This is a genomic window from Mycobacterium sp. IS-3022, from assembly GCF_001500065.1.
Lineage (GTDB): Bacteria > Actinomycetota > Actinomycetes > Mycobacteriales > Mycobacteriaceae > Mycobacterium.
In genome coordinates this window covers 177,724-195,227 of record NZ_LQIN01000048.1, presented here as the reverse complement: position 1 = coordinate 195,227, position 17,504 = coordinate 177,724, and the positions used below count along the sequence as shown (strand labels likewise).

At 69.7% G+C, this 17,504-nt stretch carries 15 protein-coding genes; 8 read left to right on the top strand and 7 right to left on the bottom strand.

The features are described 5' to 3' along the window. Both AU188_RS21235 and AU188_RS21230 read right to left on the bottom strand, forming a co-directional pair. The gene (locus tag AU188_RS21235; protein WP_059165451.1) at window positions 1–498 is read right to left on the bottom strand and encodes a hypothetical protein; all 498 of its coding nucleotides are present in this window, start codon (window positions 496–498) and stop codon (window positions 1–3) included. Window positions 499–626: 128 nt separating this feature from the next. Continuing rightward, a complete protein-coding gene (locus tag AU188_RS21230) occupies window positions 627–2,063 on the bottom strand; it encodes a CCA tRNA nucleotidyltransferase (RefSeq protein WP_059165450.1) in 1,437 nt (478 codons plus the stop codon). A gap of 85 nt (window positions 2,064–2,148) precedes the next feature. Here AU188_RS21230 and AU188_RS21225 point away from each other — a divergent pair, with 85 nt between their 5' ends. The 8 genes from AU188_RS21225 to AU188_RS21190 all read left to right on the top strand — a co-directional run bounded on the left by AU188_RS21225 (window position 2,149) and on the right by AU188_RS21190 (window position 13,145). Next, window positions 2,149–2,970 (top strand): NUDIX hydrolase, encoded by an 822-nt coding sequence (locus AU188_RS21225; protein ID WP_059165449.1) that lies wholly within the window; start codon window positions 2,149–2,151, stop codon window positions 2,968–2,970. Further along, window positions 2,967–5,393, top strand: a complete 2,427-nt coding sequence (locus AU188_RS21220; RefSeq protein WP_059165448.1) for a DUF6049 family protein — start codon at window positions 2,967–2,969, stop codon at window positions 5,391–5,393. Before AU188_RS21225 ends, AU188_RS21220 begins: the two co-directional genes overlap by 4 nt. Next, a complete protein-coding gene (gene murJ, locus AU188_RS21215) occupies window positions 5,390–9,043 on the top strand; it encodes a murein biosynthesis integral membrane protein MurJ (RefSeq protein ID WP_059165447.1) in 3,654 nt (1,217 codons plus the stop codon). Before AU188_RS21220 ends, murJ begins: the two co-directional genes overlap by 4 nt. 66 nt (window positions 9,044–9,109) lie before the next feature. Continuing rightward, window positions 9,110–9,685: an RNA polymerase sigma factor SigM gene (gene sigM, locus AU188_RS21210; RefSeq protein ID WP_059165446.1), complete on the top strand. Its 576-nt coding sequence runs from the start codon at window positions 9,110–9,112 to the stop codon at window positions 9,683–9,685. Between the two features lie 57 nt (window positions 9,686–9,742). Beyond that, entirely contained in the window at window positions 9,743–10,360 is a 618-nt protein-coding gene (locus AU188_RS21205; protein ID WP_059165445.1) for an RsmA family anti-sigma factor, read from the top strand. Window positions 10,361–10,472: 112 nt separating this feature from the next. Continuing rightward, window positions 10,473–11,447, top strand: a complete 975-nt coding sequence (gene trxB / locus AU188_RS21200) for a thioredoxin-disulfide reductase (RefSeq protein WP_059165444.1) — start codon at window positions 10,473–10,475, stop codon at window positions 11,445–11,447. A 10-nt stretch (window positions 11,448–11,457) separates the two neighbouring features. Continuing rightward, a complete protein-coding gene (gene trxA / locus AU188_RS21195; protein WP_059165443.1) occupies window positions 11,458–11,793 on the top strand; it encodes a thioredoxin in 336 nt (111 codons plus the stop codon). A gap of 155 nt (window positions 11,794–11,948) precedes the next feature. After that, window positions 11,949–13,145 carry an N-acetylmuramoyl-L-alanine amidase gene (locus AU188_RS21190; protein WP_059100513.1) on the top strand — a complete coding sequence of 399 codons (1,197 nt, stop codon included), beginning with the start codon at window positions 11,949–11,951 and terminating at the stop codon, window positions 13,143–13,145. 10 nt (window positions 13,146–13,155) lie between these two features. On the opposite strand, the gene AU188_RS21185 is transcribed toward AU188_RS21190, so the two are convergent. From AU188_RS21185 to AU188_RS21165, 5 genes are all read right to left on the bottom strand, one after another. Beyond that, window positions 13,156–13,929, bottom strand: a complete 774-nt coding sequence (locus tag AU188_RS21185) for a hypothetical protein (RefSeq protein ID WP_059165442.1) — start codon at window positions 13,927–13,929, stop codon at window positions 13,156–13,158. Between the two features lie 208 nt (window positions 13,930–14,137). After that, on the bottom strand, window positions 14,138–15,133 hold the full coding sequence (locus tag AU188_RS21180) for a ParB/RepB/Spo0J family partition protein (protein WP_059165441.1): 996 nt from the start codon (window positions 15,131–15,133) through the stop codon (window positions 14,138–14,140). 22 nt (window positions 15,134–15,155) lie between these two features. Next, window positions 15,156–16,199: a ParA family protein gene (locus tag AU188_RS21175; protein WP_502687628.1), complete on the bottom strand. Its 1,044-nt coding sequence runs from the start codon at window positions 16,197–16,199 to the stop codon at window positions 15,156–15,158. Continuing rightward, a complete protein-coding gene (gene rsmG / locus AU188_RS21170) occupies window positions 16,196–16,885 on the bottom strand; it encodes a 16S rRNA (guanine(527)-N(7))-methyltransferase RsmG (RefSeq protein ID WP_172799557.1) in 690 nt (229 codons plus the stop codon). The genes AU188_RS21175 and rsmG overlap by 4 nt, the downstream gene beginning before the upstream one ends. A gap of 58 nt (window positions 16,886–16,943) precedes the next feature. Further along, the gene (locus AU188_RS21165; RefSeq protein WP_059165440.1) at window positions 16,944–17,489 is read right to left on the bottom strand and encodes a Jag family protein; all 546 of its coding nucleotides are present in this window, start codon (window positions 17,487–17,489) and stop codon (window positions 16,944–16,946) included. Window positions 17,490–17,504: the final 15 nt, after the last annotated feature.

Sequence of the window (17,504 nt, the reverse complement as noted above, 5' to 3'; positions counted from 1 at the left end):
CTACACATCGCTTGCGGAGTCCGCGCGGCCGTCGCCGTCGCTGTCGGTGAGCTTGATGTCCCACCGGCCGTCGGCATCGGCGTCGACATAGGCGGCCCCGCCGCCCAGTGCCCGGTCCGCCAGTCCGTCGCCGTCGACATCGAGCAGACGCTCGTCAGCATGCCCATCGGCGTCGAGGTCGATCAGCGGCCCGCCGAACTGCTCCACGCCGTCGAGCCCGAACCACCGCAATTGTCCTGCCCGGTCGACGCTGACCGTCCACGTGCCGGTGCCGTCGTCGCTGAAGTATGCGGCCGCGCCGGCATCAGGGATGAAGTCGCGCACCAAGTGCTCGGCCGTACCGTCCGCGTCGAGATCGGCCATCGCGTCGTCGAGTAGGCCGTCGCCGTCGAAGTCGAGCCCGACCGCGTCGAGGGAGCCGTCACCGTCCACATCCACATCCGGCGCGGCGGACCAGATCGTCGCCGACCCGTCGCCATCGCCGAGGCAATAGTCCATGTCTGATCAGACGCGACGACGCGCTCAAGGGTTCCGCGCGGCCGCTGATCGTCGGTGAGCGACCGCCGTTGTACGCCCGCGAGCGGCGTGTCGGTGTGCAGACACGGTCGCTCGCGAAAGATACGGGGTCAGCCTCGGGCGTTCCACCACGCGAGCAGTTCCTCGACGGCTTCCTCCCGCGACAGCGGCCCGCGGTCCAGCCGCAACTCCTTCAGGTACTGCCACGCCTGGCCCACCTGCGGGCCCGCGGGGATACCGAGAATCTCCATGATCTCGTTGCCGTTGAGATCGGGCCGCACCCGCGCGAGATCCTCGTTCGCGGCCAGCTCGGCGATCCGGTGCTCGAGGTCGTCGTAGTTGGCCTGAAGGCGCGCCGCGCGACGCTTGTTGCGGGTGGTGCAGTCGGCACGCACCAGTTTGTGCAGCTTCGGCAGCAGCGGACCCGCATCGGTCACATACCGGCGCACCGCCGAGTCCGTCCACTTCCCGCCGCCGTAACCGTGGAATCGCAGGTGCAGATACACCAGCTGCGACACGTCGTCGACCATCTGCTTGGAGTACTTCAGCGCGCGCATCCGCTTGCGGGTCATCTTCGCGCCGACGACCTCGTGGTGATGGAAGCTGACCCCGCCGTTGGGTTCGTGCTTGCGGGTGGCGGGCTTGCCGATGTCATGCAGCAGCGCCGCCCAGCGCAGTACGAGGTCGGGCCCCTCGTCCTCCAGCGCGATGGCCTGCCGCAGCACGGTCAGCGAATGCCAGTACACATCCTTGTGCTGATGGTGCTCGTCGATGGCCATCCGCATCGCTCCGACCTCGGGCAGCACCACATCACCCAACCCGGTCTGCACCATCAGGTCGATACCCGCGACCGGGTCGACGCCCAGCAGCAGCTTGTCCAGTTCGGCGGCCACCCGTTCGGCGGTGATGCGGCTCAACTGCGGCGCCATCGCCACCAACGCCGACACCACCCGCGGCGCCACCGTGAACTCCAACTGCGAGACGAACCGCGCGGCGCGCAGCATGCGCAGCGGATCGTCGCCGAACGACACCTCCGGCGCGGCGGGAGTGTCGAGCGTCTTGGCCCGCAACGCGGCCAACCCGTTCAGCGGGTCGTGGAACTCGGCGGGCCCGTCGGCGGTGACACGCACGGCCATCGCGTTGACGGTGAAATCGCGCCGCACCAGGTCGTCGTTGAGGTTGTCGCCGAACCGCACCTGCGGATTGCGCGACACCTGGTCGTAACTGTCGGCGCGGTACGTGGTGATCTCGAGCCGTTCGTCGCCCTTGCCGACCCCGAGCGTGCCGAACTCGATGCCGGTGTCCCACAGCGAATCGGCCCACGGCCGCAGGAACCTCTGCATCTGGTCGGGCCGGGCGTCGGTGGTGAAATCGAGATCGGTCAGCAGCCGGCCGAGCAGCGCGTCGCGGACACTGCCGCCGACGAGGTACAACTCGTGACCGGCGTCAGCGAACAGCCGGCCGAGCTCGCGCAGCACCGCGCCGTGGCGGTTCAGCTCGACTTGCGCGGTGGCAAGCAGTTCGGCGTCGGTCGCGGATTCGGGCACGTTCGGACAGCTTAATCGGCAACGGCTCAGTCACGACCGGTGAGTGCGACGGGGGCGAATGTGGGTGGCAGCTACTATCGCTTGGGTGTCGGACGGCGAACAGGCCAAACCACGACGGCGCCGGGGGCGGCGGCGCCGCCGGCGCGCGGCAGGCCCCCCGGAGGCAGTGTCCGACCAGTCCCACCAGCCCCGCAACCGTCCCGTCCCGCAACCCGTTCCCGGCGGCCACCACAACAACGCCGCCCTCAACGGCGACACCGGCACCAAGGGCAAGCACTCGAAGAAGGGGCGGCCGCGCCGACCGCCCGACCGGTTGCGGACCGTGCACGAGACATCGGCCGGCGGACTGGTCATCGACGGCCTCGACGGCCCCAAGGAACGGCAGGTCGCGGCGCTGATCGGGCGCATCGACCGGCGCGGCAGGATGCTGTGGTCGCTGCCCAAGGGACATATCGAGATGGGCGAGACCGCCGAACAGACCGCCGTCCGCGAGGTCGCCGAGGAGACCGGGGTCCAGGGCAAGGTGCTCGCCGCGCTGGGCAGCATCGACTACTGGTTCGTCACCGAAGGCCGCCGCGTGCACAAGACCGTGCACCACTATTTGATGCGGTTCCTCGGCGGTGAACTGTCCGATGAGGACGTCGAGGTCAGCGAGGTGGCCTGGGTGCCGCTGAAGGAGCTGCCGTCCCGGCTGGCCTACGCCGACGAACGCCGGCTCGCCGAGGTCGCCGGGGAGCTGATCGACAAGCTGCACGCCGACGGCCCGTCCGCCCTGCCGCCGCTTCCCCGGTCCTCACCGCGGCGTCGGCCGCAGACGCATTCGCACACCCGCAACCGTCGGCCCGACGGACCCGCGCAACCGTCCCTGGGCGCCGAGCGGACGAACGGCTGCGGACAGGGCCCGTGACCTCCGGCGCGCTGCTGCGCCTGCTGACCGCGCTGATCCTGCTCGCGCTCAGCGCCCTCCCGATCGCCGTACCGCCCGCCGCCGCGAGCCAGCCCGATGCGACGCCGTTCCTGCAGGTGCGCATCGACCGCGTCACCCCCGACGTGGTGACCACGACCAGCGAGCCCACCGTCACGGTCACCGGCGCGGTACTCAACGTCGGAGACCGGCCGGTGCGCGACGTCGTGGTGCGGCTGGAGGACGCCGGCGCGGTGACGACGTCCACCGGGCTGCGCACCAACCTCACCGGCGACGTCGGCCAGTTCGAACCGATCGGGGACTTCGTCACGCTGACCCCGGAACTGCCTCGCGGACAACAGGTTCCGTTCGTCCTGTCGTATCCGCTGCGCTCGGCCGCCCAGCCGTCGCTCAGCATCGACCAGCCGGGTGTGTACCCGGTCATGGTCAACGTGAACGGCACCCCGGACTACGGCGAGCCCGCCCGCCTCGACGACGCCCGCTTCCTCCTGCCCGTACTCGGCGTGCCACCGGATCCGGCGACCGAGTCCGCGACCGACGCGGTCGCCGCGGTCGAACCGCCCGACACGTCCAAACCCGTCGAGCTGACCTTGCTGTGGCCGATCGCGGACCGTCCCCGCCTGGCGGCGGGCGCACCCGGCGGCGCCACCCCGGTGCGCCTGACCGACGACGACCTCGCCACCTCGCTGGCCGCGGGCGGGCGGCTCGACACACTGTTGTCGGCGGCCGAGTTCGCGACCAGCCCCAAAGTCGACCCCGAGGGACGGGTGCACGCGGCGACGTGTCTGGCCGTCGATCCGGATCTGCTCGTCACCGTCAACGCGATGACGGCTGGTTACGTCGTCAACATCGGCCCTGACGCGGGGCCCGGCACGCCGACCCGTCCCGGCACCGGCCAGGCCGCCGCGGTGGCGTGGTTGAACCGGCTCAAGGCGTTGGCGAAGCGGATGTGCGTCACCGCGACCACGTACGCACAGGCCGACCTCGACGCCCTGCGCCGCGTCGGAGATCCAGGGCTCAGCCGGATCGCCACCACCTCCGCGAGCGACATCGTCGACCAGATTCTCGGCATCACGTCGGTCCGCGGCGCCAGCCTTCTCGGCGACGGACCGCTGACCACCCCCGCCGTGCGGCTGTTGTCCGAGCGGGGCGGCCAGACGGTGGCCATCGCGGCCGGATCGGGCGGCGACAACGGCTCGGACGCCGCGAATCCCGGCACCGCGGACACCACGCCGGTGCGCTATACGCCGCAACTCGTCGCCGCGCCGTTCGATCCGGCGGTGGGGGCCGCGCTCGCCGGCGCGGGCACCGACCCCGTCGCCCCCGGGTATCTGGACCCGTCCCTCGACATTCCGCTGCAGCACGACTCGGCGGTGGCGCGACGTCAGGATGCGCTCGGCGCGGTGCTGTGGCGGGGGCTGAACCCCGACGTCGCGCCGCGCACGCAGATTCTGATGCCACCGCTCGCGTGGAGCCTGCAGCCCGACGACGCCCGAGCGCTGTTCACGGCGGTGGCCACCGCGATCAACGCCGGGTTGGCACGCCCGCGTCCGCTGCCCGCGGTGATCGCCGCGGCCAGTGCCGTCCCACCCCAGGAAGCGGCCCCGCTGCCCGGCGACGACATCGGCGATCCCGACGCCCGCTTCGACGACGCGGTGGTCTCGGGTATCTCGGCTGTCATCGGACGGCTGTGGGGGCTGACCGCGGCGCTGACCACCGACGTGCGGACCGGCCTCACCGGGTACGGGTACACCGCGCCGCTGCGCGAGGACATGCTGCGCGCGCTGAGCCAGTCGGTACCGCCGGACGCCCGCAACGGCCTTGCGCAGCAACGACTCACCACGGTCGGGCACACGGTCGACGACATCTTCAACGCGGTCACCATCGTCAACCCGGGCGGCTCGTACACCCTGGCCACCGAACGCAGCCCGCTGCCGCTGGCGCTGCGCAACGACCTGCCGGTGCCGATCCGGGTCCGGCTCCACGTCGACGCGCCACCCGGGATGACGGTGACCGACATGGGCGAGATCGAATTGCCGCCGGGCTTTTTGCCGTTGCGGGTGCCCATCGAAGTGCACTTCACTCAACGGGTCGCCGTCGATGTCGCTCTGCGCACCGTCGACGGCCTCCCGCTCGGGGAGCCGGTGCGGTTGTCGTTGCACTCCAACGCGTACGGCAAGGTGCTGTTCTTCATCACGCTATCGGCGGGCGCGGTGCTGGTGCTGCTCGCCGGCCGCCGGCTGTGGCACCGGTTCCGCGGCCAGCCGGACCGCGCCGACCTCGAAGCCGATCCGCACCGCCCCGATCCGCTCGATGTCGCGCTGCACTATGACGACGATTCCCCCGACGCGCCGCTGAGCCGGTCCGGACGCAAGGGCACCGGCGCATCCGGTGGGACCGGATGAACACCGCCTTGCCGCCGCGCCGGCCACCGCCCCCGCCGCCGCCGCGGCTCAGCCGCGGGCCGGCGCCGCGGAGACGGGCCGGGCGCCCGGAACTCTCCGACGCAGCGGTGGTGTCGAGGTCGTGGGGTATGGCGGTCGCCACGCTGGTCAGCCGGCTCACCGGATTCGCCCGCATCGTGCTGCTCGCGACCATCCTGGGCGCCGCGCTGTCCAGCGCGTTCTCGGTCGCCTACCAACTGCCGAACCTGATCGCCGCGCTGGTTCTCGAGGCGACGTTCACCGCGATCTTCGTGCCGGTGCTGGCGCGTGCCGAGCGCGACGATCCCGACAACGGCACGGCGTTCGTGCGCCGCCTCGTCACATTGGCGACAACGCTACTGCTGATCACCACCGCGCTCTCGGTGGCGTCGGCGCCGATGCTCGTCGGGCTCATGCTCGGCGGCGATCCTGAGGTCAACCGCGATCTCACCACCGCGTTCGCCTACCTGCTGGTGCCCCAGGTGCTGTTCTACGGACTGTCGTCGGTGTTCATGGCAATCCTCAACACCCGCAACGTCTTTGGGCCGCCCGCGTGGGCGCCGGTGTGCAACAACCTCGTCGCGTTGGCCACCCTCGGCCTGTATCTCATTGTGCCGGGCGAACTCTCGGTCGACCCCGTGCAGATGGGCAACGCGAAGCTTCTTGTGCTGGGCATCGGGATGACGCTCGGGACGGTGACACAGGTCCTGGTGCTGTTGGTGGCGATTCGCCGCGAACGGATCAGCCTGCGACCGCTGTGGGGCCTCGACGAACGGATGAAGCAGTTCGGCGCGATGGCCGGGGCGATGGTGCTGTACGTGTTGATCAGCCAGATCGGGTTGATCGTCGGCAACCGAATCGCCAGTGGCGCTGCGGCTTCCGGGCCCGCAATCTACAACTACACGTGGTTGGTGCTGCAGTTGCCGTTCGGCATGATCGGCGTGACCGTGCTGACGGTCGTGATGCCGCGGTTGAGCCGTAATGCCGCCGCCGACGATCAGCGCGCGGTGCTCGCCGACCTGTCGTTGGCCACCCGGCTGACCATGGTGACGCTCATCCCGATCGTGGCGCTGATGACCGTCGGCGGTCCGGCCATCGGCAGCGCGCTCTTCGCCTACGGCAACTTCGGCGAGGTCGACGCCAACTACCTCGGCATGGCGATCACGCTGTCGGCCTTCACGTTGATCCCCTACGCCCTGGTTCTGCTGCAGCTTCGGGTCTTCTACGCCCGCCAGCAGCCATGGACGCCGATTTTGCTGATCGTGGTGATCACGACGGTGAAGATCATCGCCTCGCTCATCGCTCCCCATGTCACCGACGATCCCGATCTGGTGGCCGGCTATCTGGGCACCGCCAACGGCCTGGGCTTCCTGGCCGGCGCCACCGTCGGCTACTTCCTGCTGCGGACCAATCTCGACCCGCCCGGCGGACGGCTGATCAGCCTGCAGGTGGTCCGCACGATCCTGGTCACCATCGCCGCCTCGCTGCTCGCCGGCCTGCTGGCCCACGTCGTCGACCAACTGCTCGGGCTCGAGTCGCTGACGCGCAACTGGGGCGGCGCCGGGTCGCTGCTGCGGCTGGCGGTGATCGGCCTGATCATGGCGCCGGTCATCGTCGCGGTGCTGCTGGCCGCGCGGGTGCCCGACGCCCACGCGGCACTGGCCGCGGTCCGTCGCCGCCTCGGCCGCCCGGCGAGGACACCCCTGACGAGTACTGCCGCCGCCGACCGGCCACGCAGGCGGACCCCCCTCACGTACCCTGAACAGAGGAATTCGTCCCCGCCAGGGCGGCGTCACAGCCCACCGACCGTCCGGCGCGGACCACCTCCCCCAGTTGCCTGGGACCGGACGCGGAAAGGACCAGCGGTGAGCGACGAACCCGCAGGCGGCTCCGCGCCCACTCCCGACAGCACCGCCACCACCAAGATCCCGCTGTCCTCGACCGGGCAGTCCGAGGTCGCCGCCGACGACCTCCAGCCCGACGTGCCCGAGCCCACCAACGACTCGGCGACCACCGAGTTCGCGGCCGACAACGGCACCGCCCGGATACCGGTGTCGGGCCGGCCGCCCTCCGACTACGGCGGCGACCCCACCCGCGAACCGCTCGCGTTCGACCCGCCGCGCGAACCGGCCATCGAGGCCGCCACCTCCGACGAGGACGTCCACCTCATTCCCGGAGCGGTGATCGGCGGCGGCCGCTACCGGCTGCTGGTGTTCCATGGCGGACCGCCCACACTGCAGTTCTGGCAAGCGCTGGACACCGCGCTGGACCGTCAGGTCGCACTCACCTTCGTCGATCCGGACAACACCCTGTCCGACGCGGCGCTGCGCGACATCCTGGCGCGCACGCTGAAGCTGAGCCGCCTCGACATGCCCGGTGTCGCGCGGGTGCTCGACGTGGTCAACACCGGATCCGGGGGCCTCGTGGTCTCGGAGTGGATTCGAGGCGGCTCGTTGGCCGAGGTGGCCGACACCTCGCCATCCCCGATCGGCGGGGCCAGGGCCATTCAGTCGCTCGCCGCGGCGGCCGAGGCCGCGCACCGCGCCGGGGTCGCGCTGTCGATCGACCACCCCGGCCGGGTACGGGTCAGCATCGAGGGCGACGTGGCGCTGGCCTTCCCGGCGACGCTGGCCGACGCGACCCCCGAGGACGACATCCGCGGCATCGGCGCGGCGCTGTACGCGCTGCTGATCAACCGCTGGCCGCTGCCCGAGCACGGGGTCCGCAGCGGCTTGGCCCCCGCCGAACTCGACGCCGCCGGGCAACCGATCGAGCCGCGCGCGGTCGATCGGCACATCCCGTTCCAGATCTCCGCCGCGGCGGCGCGCGCCGTTCAGGAGGGCGGCGGCATCCGCAGCGCGCCGACGCTGTTGAACCTGCTCCAACAGGCCACCGCGATCGCCGACCGGACCGAGTTGATCTCCCCCATCGACGACCCCGAAGATTCCGCGTCACGCACCCGGGAAGTGGTCGTCGACGATCCGGAGACCCGGGCGCGCCGCCGCAAGGCGCTGATGATCGGGCTCGGTGTGGGCGGGGCCATCGTCGTGGTCGCGTTGGTGGTGTTGGCCACCGTGCTGAGCCAGATTTTCGGCGACGTCGGCGACGGCCTCGGCGGCGACCGGCTCGGGCTCAACGATCCGACGACCACGGAATCGGGCGACACCGGCGGCGCCACCGGGAATGTCGTGAAACCCACTGCGGTGACGGTCTTCTCACCCGAGGGTGAGGCCGATGCGCCCGCCGAGGCGGACAACGCGATCGACGGTGACTCCTCGACGGTGTGGCCGATCGACACCTATACCGACCCGGTGCCGTTCCCGAGCTTCAAGAACGGCGTCGGGCTGCTCCTGCAGCTGCCGCAGCCCACCACGATCGGCGAGGTCGACATCGACCTCAACAGCACCGGCACGGCGGTGGAGATCCGCTCGGCGCAGTCGTCCTCGCCGTCGTCGCTGTCCGACACCACCGTGTTGACACCTGCCACGCAGCTCAAGCCGGGGTCCAACACCATCAAGGTGGAGAACGCCTCCCCGACCTCCAACGTCCTGGTCTGGGTCTCCACCCTCGGGCAGGTCAACGGCCAGAGCCGCTCGGACATCGCCGAGATCACGCTGCGGTCGGCGTCCTGACCCCTTCATCCCCAGCCCGACAAAGATGTGTCGGGAGGCGCCCGCGCAGCCGTTTAGTGTTCGGCTGTGGGGACCTTCGGGGGGCAGTCCGGTCGGGAGCGCAGCGATGCGGAGTTGCTGGCCGCGCACGTCGCCGGTGACCGGTACGCATTCGAGGAACTGTTCTACCGCCACCACCGCCAGCTGTACCGGATCGCCCGCATCACCAGCCGAAACCCCGACGACGCCGCCGACGCGCTACAGGACGCGATGCTCAAGGCGCATCGCAGGGCGCCCGCCTTTCGCTACGACGCTGCGGTGAGCAGCTGGCTGTACCGCATCGTGGTGAATGCGTGTCTGGATCGGCTGCGGCGCAACAAGACCCGGGTCGCCGAGTCGTTGTCCGACGAGCTCGGGCACATCGGCGATCCGGCAGCTCGGGTGGACACCGCGATCGTCGTCGAGCGGGCACTGATGCGGTTGCCCGTCGAGCAGCGCGCCGCGGTGGTGGCCGTCGACATGCAGGGCTACTCGGTGGCGGAGACGGCGCGCATGCTCGGCGTACCCGAAGGCACGGTCAAGAGCCGCTGCTCGCGGGCGAGGGCCAAGCTGGCCGAGGCGCTCGAGTGTTTCGACGCGGAGGCGACCGCGCGTACCGATTGAGCGGAACCGGAAGCACGCGCCGTGCGTCTTACCTGTCGTGGTGGAGACTGGCTAGCGATGCAGACGGGAACGGACGACCCCTCGGATCCGGCGGTCGAGCGGGTGCGCCACGAACTGGCCCGATTGGGACGCGACACGGCTTCGGCGCCCGACGTACCCCCGGAGATCACCGCGCGCATCGGCGCGGCGCTGCAGGCCGCCGGCGAACCGGCCCACGCCGTCGACCGGCCCCGGCTGCGGCGGATCCACGTCATCGGGCTGGTGGCCGGCCTCGCCGCCGCGGTGGCCGGGATCGTCATCGGAACGTCGATGCTGACCCGCGACCCCGCACCGCGCTTCTCCCAGACCGGCCCGACGGCCGAACGCATCACGGTGTCGCGCCCGCCGACGGTGCTGCCGCTGACCGATGAACAGCTCGGCGGGCTGCTGACAGTTCCACCCGATTACGGCCCCCTGTCGGACCCGCAACGCCGCGCCGCCTGCCTCGAGAGGCTCGGCTACCCGCCGACCACCGCGATCCTCGGCGCCCGGCCGGTCGACATGGGTGGGCGCCCCGCGGTGGTCCTGCTGGTCGCCGCGGACTCCGCCGGCGATGTCGCCGCGCTGGTGGTCGAGGCGGGCTGCCATGCTGCTCACGGTGGCCTGCTGACCGAGACCGTGTTCGCGCGACCGTAGGCTGTGCACCGACGTTGCTCTCCGAAGTCCGGGAACACCACCGCCTACGCTGGTGTTGGTACCGGTGCCGACGGGGCCCACAGCGAAGCTAGGGGACGGCAGAAAGGCGCTCATGACCACCACACCCACGGTTCATGATCTGATCATCATCGGATCCGGCCCGGCCGGCTACACCGCCGCGATCTACGCAGCCCGCGCGCAACTGAAGCCGCTGGTGTTCGAAGGCGTTCAGTTCGGCGGCGCGCTGATGACGACCACCGAAGTGGAGAACTACCCCGGTTTCCGCAACGGCATCACCGGTCCGGAGTTGATGGACGAGATGCGCGAACAGGCGCTGCGCTTCGGTGCGGACCTGCGGATGGAGGATGTCGACGCCGTCTCCCTCGAGGGCCCGGTCAAGACGGTCAGCGTCGGCGACGACACGTATCAGGCCCGCGCGGTGATCCTCGCGATGGGCGCGGCGGCCCGTCACCTCGGCGTGCCCGGTGAAGAGGCGCTGCTCGGAATGGGCGTGAGCACGTGCGCGACCTGCGACGGGTTCTTCTTCCGCGAAGAGGACATCATCGTGGTCGGCGGCGGCGACTCCGCGATGGAGGAGGCGATCTTCCTGACGAAGTTCGCCCGCAGCGTCACGCTGGTGCACCGCCGCGACGAGTTCCGTGCCTCGCGCATCATGCTGGACCGCGCCCGCGCGAACGAGAAGATCACGTTCGTCACCAACACCGAGGTCCTCGAGATCGAGGGCAGCCCGAAAGTCAGCGGAGTTCGGTTGCGCAACACCGTCACCGGTGAGGAGTCCAAGCTGGCAGTCACCGGTGTGTTCGTCGCGATCGGCCACGACCCGCGGTCCGATCTGGTGCGTGGCCAGATCGACCTCGACGAGGACGGTTATGTCCTGACGCAGCGGGGATCGACCAGCACATCGGTCGAAGGTGTCTTCGCCGCAGGCGATCTCGTCGACCGCACCTACCGCCAAGCCGTCACCGCCGCGGGCACCGGCTGCTCGGCCTCCATCGACGCCGAACGCTGGCTCACCGAAACCGGTTCTGGCCCAAGCGATGAAACCACCGAAACCCCCGTTCGATAGGAGCACCACGATGACCGACAGCGTTGCGTCGACCGTAGCCGTGACCGACGACTCGTTCTCCCAGGACGTGCTGTCCAGCAGTACCCCAGTGCTGGTTGACTTCTGGGCGACGTGGTGCGGCCCCTGCAAGATGATCGCCCCGGTGCTCGAGGAGATCGCCGCCGAGAAGGCCGGCGCGTTGACGGTCGCCAAGCTCGATGTCGACGCGAATCCGGCCACCGCGCGCGATTTCCAGGTGGTGTCGATCCCGACGCTGATCGTGTTCAAGGACGGTGCACCGGTCAAGCGGATCGTCGGCGCAAAAGGCAAGGCTGCGCTGCTGCGCGAGCTCAGCGACATCGTCTAGCCCTCTTCTGACCGGGGGTCTGCACCCGCAACCCGCCGCGCGGACACCGGCCTGGGGTTTTCTTGAATCCGCGGGGTGTCTGCGACAATCGTGCCTAGCCCGTCAACTTGGTCAGCGCCCTCGCGCAGCTGACAACCGTGACCGAAAGGCCGCATATGTCCAGTCTGCGTCGCGGTGACCGCGGGGCCGCGGTCACCGAGATCAGGGCTGCACTGACGGCGTTGGGCATGCTCGACAACGCCGACGAGGAGATCACCACCGGCAGACACGTCGCGCTGGACCTGTTCGACGAAGAACTCGACCATGCGGTGCGGGCCTTTCAGCAGCATCGCGGGCTTCTGGTGGACGGGATCGTCGGCGAGGCGACTTACCGTGCGCTGAAAGAGGCGTCGTACCGCCTGGGCGCGCGCACTCTCAGCCACCAGTTCGGCGCCCCGATGTTCGGCGACGACGTCGCGACGCTGCAGGCCCGGTTGCAGGACCTCGGCTTCTACACCGGCCTGGTCGACGGGCACTTCGGCCTCGCCACGCACAACGCGTTGATGTCGTACCAGCGCGAGTACGGGCTGTACCCCGACGGCATCTGTGGCCCGGAAACGTTGCGCTCCTTGTACTTTCTCGGGTCCCGCGTCACCGGTGGATCCCCGCACGCGATTCGCGAGGAGGAGTTGGTCCGCAGCTCCGGTCCCCGGCTGTCGGGCAAGCGCATCATCATCGACCCGGGCCGCGGTGGCGATGACCACGGGCAGATCATGCAGAGCCCCGGCGGGCCGATCAGCGAGTCAGACATCCTGTGGGACTTGGCCAGTCGGCTCGAAGGCCGGATGACGGCGATCGGCATGGAGACCTTCCTGTCGCGGCCGGCCAATCGCGCGCCGTCGGACGCCGAACGGGCCGCGACCGCCAACGCCGTCGGCGCCGACCTGATGATCAGCCTGCGCTGCGCGACCCAGCCCAGCCCCGCCGCCAACGGCGTCGCGTCGTTCCACTTCGGCAACTCACACGGCTCGGTGTCGACGATCGGCCGCAACCTGGCCGACTTCATCCAACGAGAAGTGGTGGCGCGCAGCGGGTTACGTGATTGCCGCACCCACGGCAGGACGTGGGACCTGCTGCGGCTGACCCGCATGCCCACCGTGCAGGTCGATGTCGGTTACATCACCAATCCGCGGGACCGGGCCATCCTGGTGTCGACGCAGACCCGCGACTCGATCGCCGAGGGAATACTCGCCGCGGTCAAAAGGCTCTATCTGCTCGGCAAAAACGACCGTCCCACAGGCACTTTCACCTTCGCCGAACTGCTGGCGCACGAACTGTCGGTCGAGCAGGCCGGCCGCGTCAGCCCCTCCTGACCGCGACCCGTCATCGCGACGGGCTCACACCCGCTCCGACGGGCAGCTGCGCGAACTCGAACAACCGCTCCAACGCCGCCTCGACGTCGGCCTTCCAGCCCAGCCCCTGTTCCAACTCCAGACGCAGCCGGGGAAAGTAGCGGTGTCGGGCGACCACGACGAAGCCCGCGTCCAGCAGCAGGTCGGCGTCGAGGACGCACTGCTCGACCGAGCAGTCCCCGAGCACCTCGACGACGGGTCGCAACGACGGTGTGACCGCCCCCGGATCGAGGAGTTCACTGACCTCGGCCGTGTGGGCGAACGCTTCGAGCGCCCGCGCTCCCCGGCGCACCAGGTCGCCGACCACGGCGGAGATCAGCATGCGCGATACGCCGTCGGCATCCTCACCGGACTCGATGCCCAGCGAGGTGAGCAACACGGCGTCGGCGCTCACCGGGGCGGTTGGGAACCGGCGTGCACGCGGCACGGCGTTCGGCGGGGCGTAGAACGCGTAGCCCAGACAGGCCTCGTTCCCGCTCAACGGCGCAGGCCCGTCGTCGGTCTGCTCGTCGCCGCACTGCACTGCGACCTGTCCGCAGGACCCCCACTCGAGCATGACCATCGAGAGCCAGGCTTCCTTCTCGAACTCGGGGTCGGACAGGTGGTCGTCGACCCCGGGGACGGCGGCGCCCGCCGCATCACGGCCGAGGGTCAGCGGATCGACCTCCCAGTACACGCACCTGCGGGCATGCTTCGGCAACTGCTCGAACGCTTCGAGCCGTAGAGGCGTGACGCGTGCCGACACTAAACTCCCCGGGTCCTACACGGTGCGAAGATGCACAGCTGCCACTCCAGGATAGAAGGGTGCGGCGGGGTCGGCCCTCGATTCGGCACGGCTATCGAGTGCGGGTGCGAAACGTATTGTCTCACAATTGGTTTCCTTCGAACGGAGGTGCCGACGGCGACGAACACGGGGGTTGTGTCACAGTGACGTAATTACCCGGTGTCCTGGGTCAGCGGTCGGACGCGCTCATCAGTTCGACTATGCGCTGCAGATCGTCGACCGAGCCGAACTCCACCACGATCTTGCCTTTTCGTTTGCCGAGGCTGACGGTGACCCGGGTGTCGAACGCCGTCGACAGCCGTTCAGCAACGTCTTGCAGTCCCGGCATGCTGATCGGCTTACGCTTCGGCGACGACGGGGCCGGCGGGCCGGCCCGGTTCGCCAGTGTGACCGCTTCCTCCGTCGCGCGCACGGACAGCCCTTCGGCGACGATGCGTGCGGCCAACTCCTCCTGCTGCTCGGGTCCCCCCTCGAGCGCCAACAGGGCGCGCGCGTGGCCGGCCGACAGCACACCGGCGGCCACCCGCCGTTGCACCGCGATCGGCAACCGCAGCAGCCGGATCATGTTGGTGATCAACGGGCGCGACCGGCCGATGCGGGACGCGAGTTCGTCGTGGGTCACCCCGAATTCGTCGAGCAGCTGCTGATATGCGGCCGCCTCTTCCAACGGGTTCAACTGGACGCGGTGGATGTTCTCCAACAACGCGTCGCGGAGCATGCCGTCGTCGGAGGTCTCCCGCACGATCGCCGGGATGGCGGTCAGGCCGGCCTGCTGGGCGGCGCGCCATCGCCGCTCCCCCATGACGAGTTGGTAGCGGATCGGACCCGGCGTACCGCCAGGCAGCGCCCGCACCACGATCGGCTGCATGAGACCGAACTCGCGGATCGAGTGCACCAGCTCGCCGAGCGCCTCCTCGTCGAAGACCTGGCGGGGCTGCCGCGGGTTCGGCTCGATCGACGACGGGTCGATCTCGCGGTACACGGCGCCGACGTCGTTGGCCGTGTTGGCCGTGTTGCCGTTCGACGGTCCCCCGATCACCACATCGGCGGCCGCGTCGCCCATCCGTGGCCCGAGCTCGGACTGCTCCCCGTCGGCGGGTCCGGTCGGAATCAGCGAAGCCAGTCCGCGGCCGAGGCCGCTGCGCTTGCGTGTCGGTTGGGTCATGGCCTCTCCTGTTGTCGCGCGCTCATCGGTGGTTACGGTTCCGGCCGCGGTCGGCGATCTCCCGGCTGGCGTCGAGATAGCTCATCGCCCCCCGGGAGCCGGGGTCGTAGTCGAGGATCGTCATCCCGTAACCGGGGGCCTCGGACACCTTGACGCTGCGCGGGATGACGGTCCGCAGCACCTTGTCGCCGAAGTGCGTCCGCACGTCGGAGGCCACCTGGTCGGCGAGCTTAGTGCGCCCGTCGTACATCGTCAGGATCACCGTCGTCACGTCGAGTTGCGGATTGAGGTGCGCCTTGACCATTTCGATCGTGCGCATCAGCTGGCCCACCCCTTCGAGGGCGTAGTACTCGCACTGGATCGGGATCAGCACCTCGGGCGCCGCGACGAACGCGTTGATCGTCAGCAGGCCCAACGACGGCGGGCAGTCGATGAACACGTAGTCGAAGTTGTAATCGTCGAGTGCAGCCAACGCGGAACGTAACCGGCCCTCCCGGGCCACCATGCTGACCAACTCGATCTCGGCGCCGGCCAGGTCGATGGTTGCGGGAACGCAGTAGAGGCGCTCGCTGTGCGGGCTGCGTTGCAAGGCGTCGCGCAACGGGATCTCCCCGATCAGCACCTCGTACGAGGACGGCGTCCCCGGGCGATGCTCGATGCCGAGCGCGGTGCTCGCGTTGCCCTGCGGGTCGAGGTCGATGACGAGCGTCTGCAGCCCCTGCAGGGCCAGCGCCGCCGCGACGTTGACGGCCGTCGTGGTCTTACCGACGCCGCCCTTCTGATTGGCGATCGTGAAAACACGTTGGCGGTCGGGCCGCGGGAGGTTTCCCTTGGCCGCCGCGTGCAGCAGGCGAACCGCCCGTTCGGCCTCCGCCCCGATCGGGGTGTCGACGCCGGCCGTCGGATCCCACCCGCTGTCGGGCGCGGCCTTGTCCGTCCAGGTTTCACGTGAAACGTCCGTCGGCGTGGTTTCACGTGAAACATGGGCTGAGGCCGTTTCACGTGAAACATCGCGGCGCGGCTGCGCGCCGGCGCCGATCGCGGATCCGTTCTGCGGCGAACTCAACCCCGTCTCCTGCCCGTTGCTCGGTGCGCTACCGCCTTCTCCCGCCGTGCCACGACGACGGTCGCGGGTGGATCCAAGTAGTTCGCGCCACACCTCATTACCCTTACATCGGCCGCCCCGAGCGACGCCATCACACGCCGGTGGTCGCGGATCTCCTCTTCGGCACGCTCGCCCTTCATCGCGAGCATGTGGCCGTCGATGTGCAGCAGCGGCATGCTCCATCGAGTCAACTTGTCCAGAGAGGCCACCGCCCTGGACACCACCACATCCGTCTCCCCCACCTGTTTCCTCACCGCCGGCTCCTCCGCCCGGCCGCGCACCACCGTCACCTCGACCCCGAGCTCCTCGACCACCTCGCGCAGAAAATCGCTGCGGCGAAGGAGCGGTTCGATGAGCGTCACGTGCACATCCGGCCGAGCCATCGCCAACGGTATCCCGGGCAGGCCCGCGCCACTACCGATGTCGGCAACCCGGCAGTCGGCGTCGATGAGCTCGGACACCGCGGCGCTGTTGAGGATGTGTCGATCCCACAACCGGTCCACTTCCCGGGGTCCGATCAGGCCGCGCTCGACACCGGCGCCCGCCAAGATCTCGGCGTAGAGCCGAGCGCGCGGCAATCTCTCCCGGAACAAGGTGGCGGCCGCATCCGGGGGGGCCGACACCTCGCCGTGTTTCACGTGAAACATCCTCCGGATCGTCGCGTCGCGCGGACGGCCTCTATGAACTACACGCGTGTAACTCGGGTCAGTCGGCGAGCACGACGACGCGCCGCGACGGCTCCACGCCCTCGCTCTCGCTGTGCACTCCGTCGACCGCGGCCACCGCGTCGTGCACGATCTTGCGCTCGAACGGCGTCATCGGGGCGAGCTCCTCGCGCTCGCCGGTCTCGAGCACCCGCCGCGCGACCTTCTCACCGAGCGCCGCCAACTCGTCGCGGCGCCGCCGGCGCCACCGCGCGATGTCGAGCATCAGGCGGCTGCGCTCCCCGGTCTTCTGGTGCACGGCCAGCCGCGTCAACTCCTGCAACGCGTCGAGCACCTCGCCCTTGCGGCCCACCAACTTGTTCAGGTCGCCACCGCCGTCGATGCTGACGACCGCGCGGTCGCCTTCGACGTCGAGGTCGATGTCGCCGTCGAAGTCGAGCAGGTCCAACAACTCCTCGAGGTAGTCGCCGGCGATCTCGCCCTCCGCGACCAACCTCTCCTCGAGGTCATCCTCGGCGACTGGCGCCGCGGACCCGTTCTCCTCGTCGGTCAGGTCGTCGCGCTCAGTCGTATCGGCGTCTGTCATCTCGGTATCTCCTCA

What these genes read in the sequence shown, in the direction of transcription:
- AU188_RS21165 (WP_059165440.1), bottom strand. Translation starts at nt 17,489, where the DNA reads ATGACAGACGCCGATACGACTGAGCGCGACGACCTGACCGACGAGGAG.
- rsmG (WP_172799557.1), bottom strand. Translation starts at nt 16,885, where the DNA reads ATGTTTCACGTGAAACACGGCGAGGTGTCGGCCCCCCCGGATGCGGCC.
- AU188_RS21235 (WP_059165451.1), bottom strand. Translation starts at nt 498, where the DNA reads ATGGACTATTGCCTCGGCGATGGCGACGGGTCGGCGACGATCTGGTCC.
- murJ (WP_059165447.1), top strand. Translation starts at nt 5,390, where the DNA reads ATGAACACCGCCTTGCCGCCGCGCCGGCCACCGCCCCCGCCGCCGCCG.
- AU188_RS21205 (WP_059165445.1), top strand. Translation starts at nt 9,743, where the DNA reads ATGCAGACGGGAACGGACGACCCCTCGGATCCGGCGGTCGAGCGGGTG.
- AU188_RS21180 (WP_059165441.1), bottom strand. Translation starts at nt 15,133, where the DNA reads ATGACCCAACCGACACGCAAGCGCAGCGGCCTCGGCCGCGGACTGGCT.
- trxB (WP_059165444.1), top strand. Translation starts at nt 10,473, where the DNA reads ATGACCACCACACCCACGGTTCATGATCTGATCATCATCGGATCCGGC.
- AU188_RS21190 (WP_059100513.1), top strand. Translation starts at nt 11,949, where the DNA reads ATGTCCAGTCTGCGTCGCGGTGACCGCGGGGCCGCGGTCACCGAGATC.
- trxA (WP_059165443.1), top strand. Translation starts at nt 11,458, where the DNA reads ATGACCGACAGCGTTGCGTCGACCGTAGCCGTGACCGACGACTCGTTC.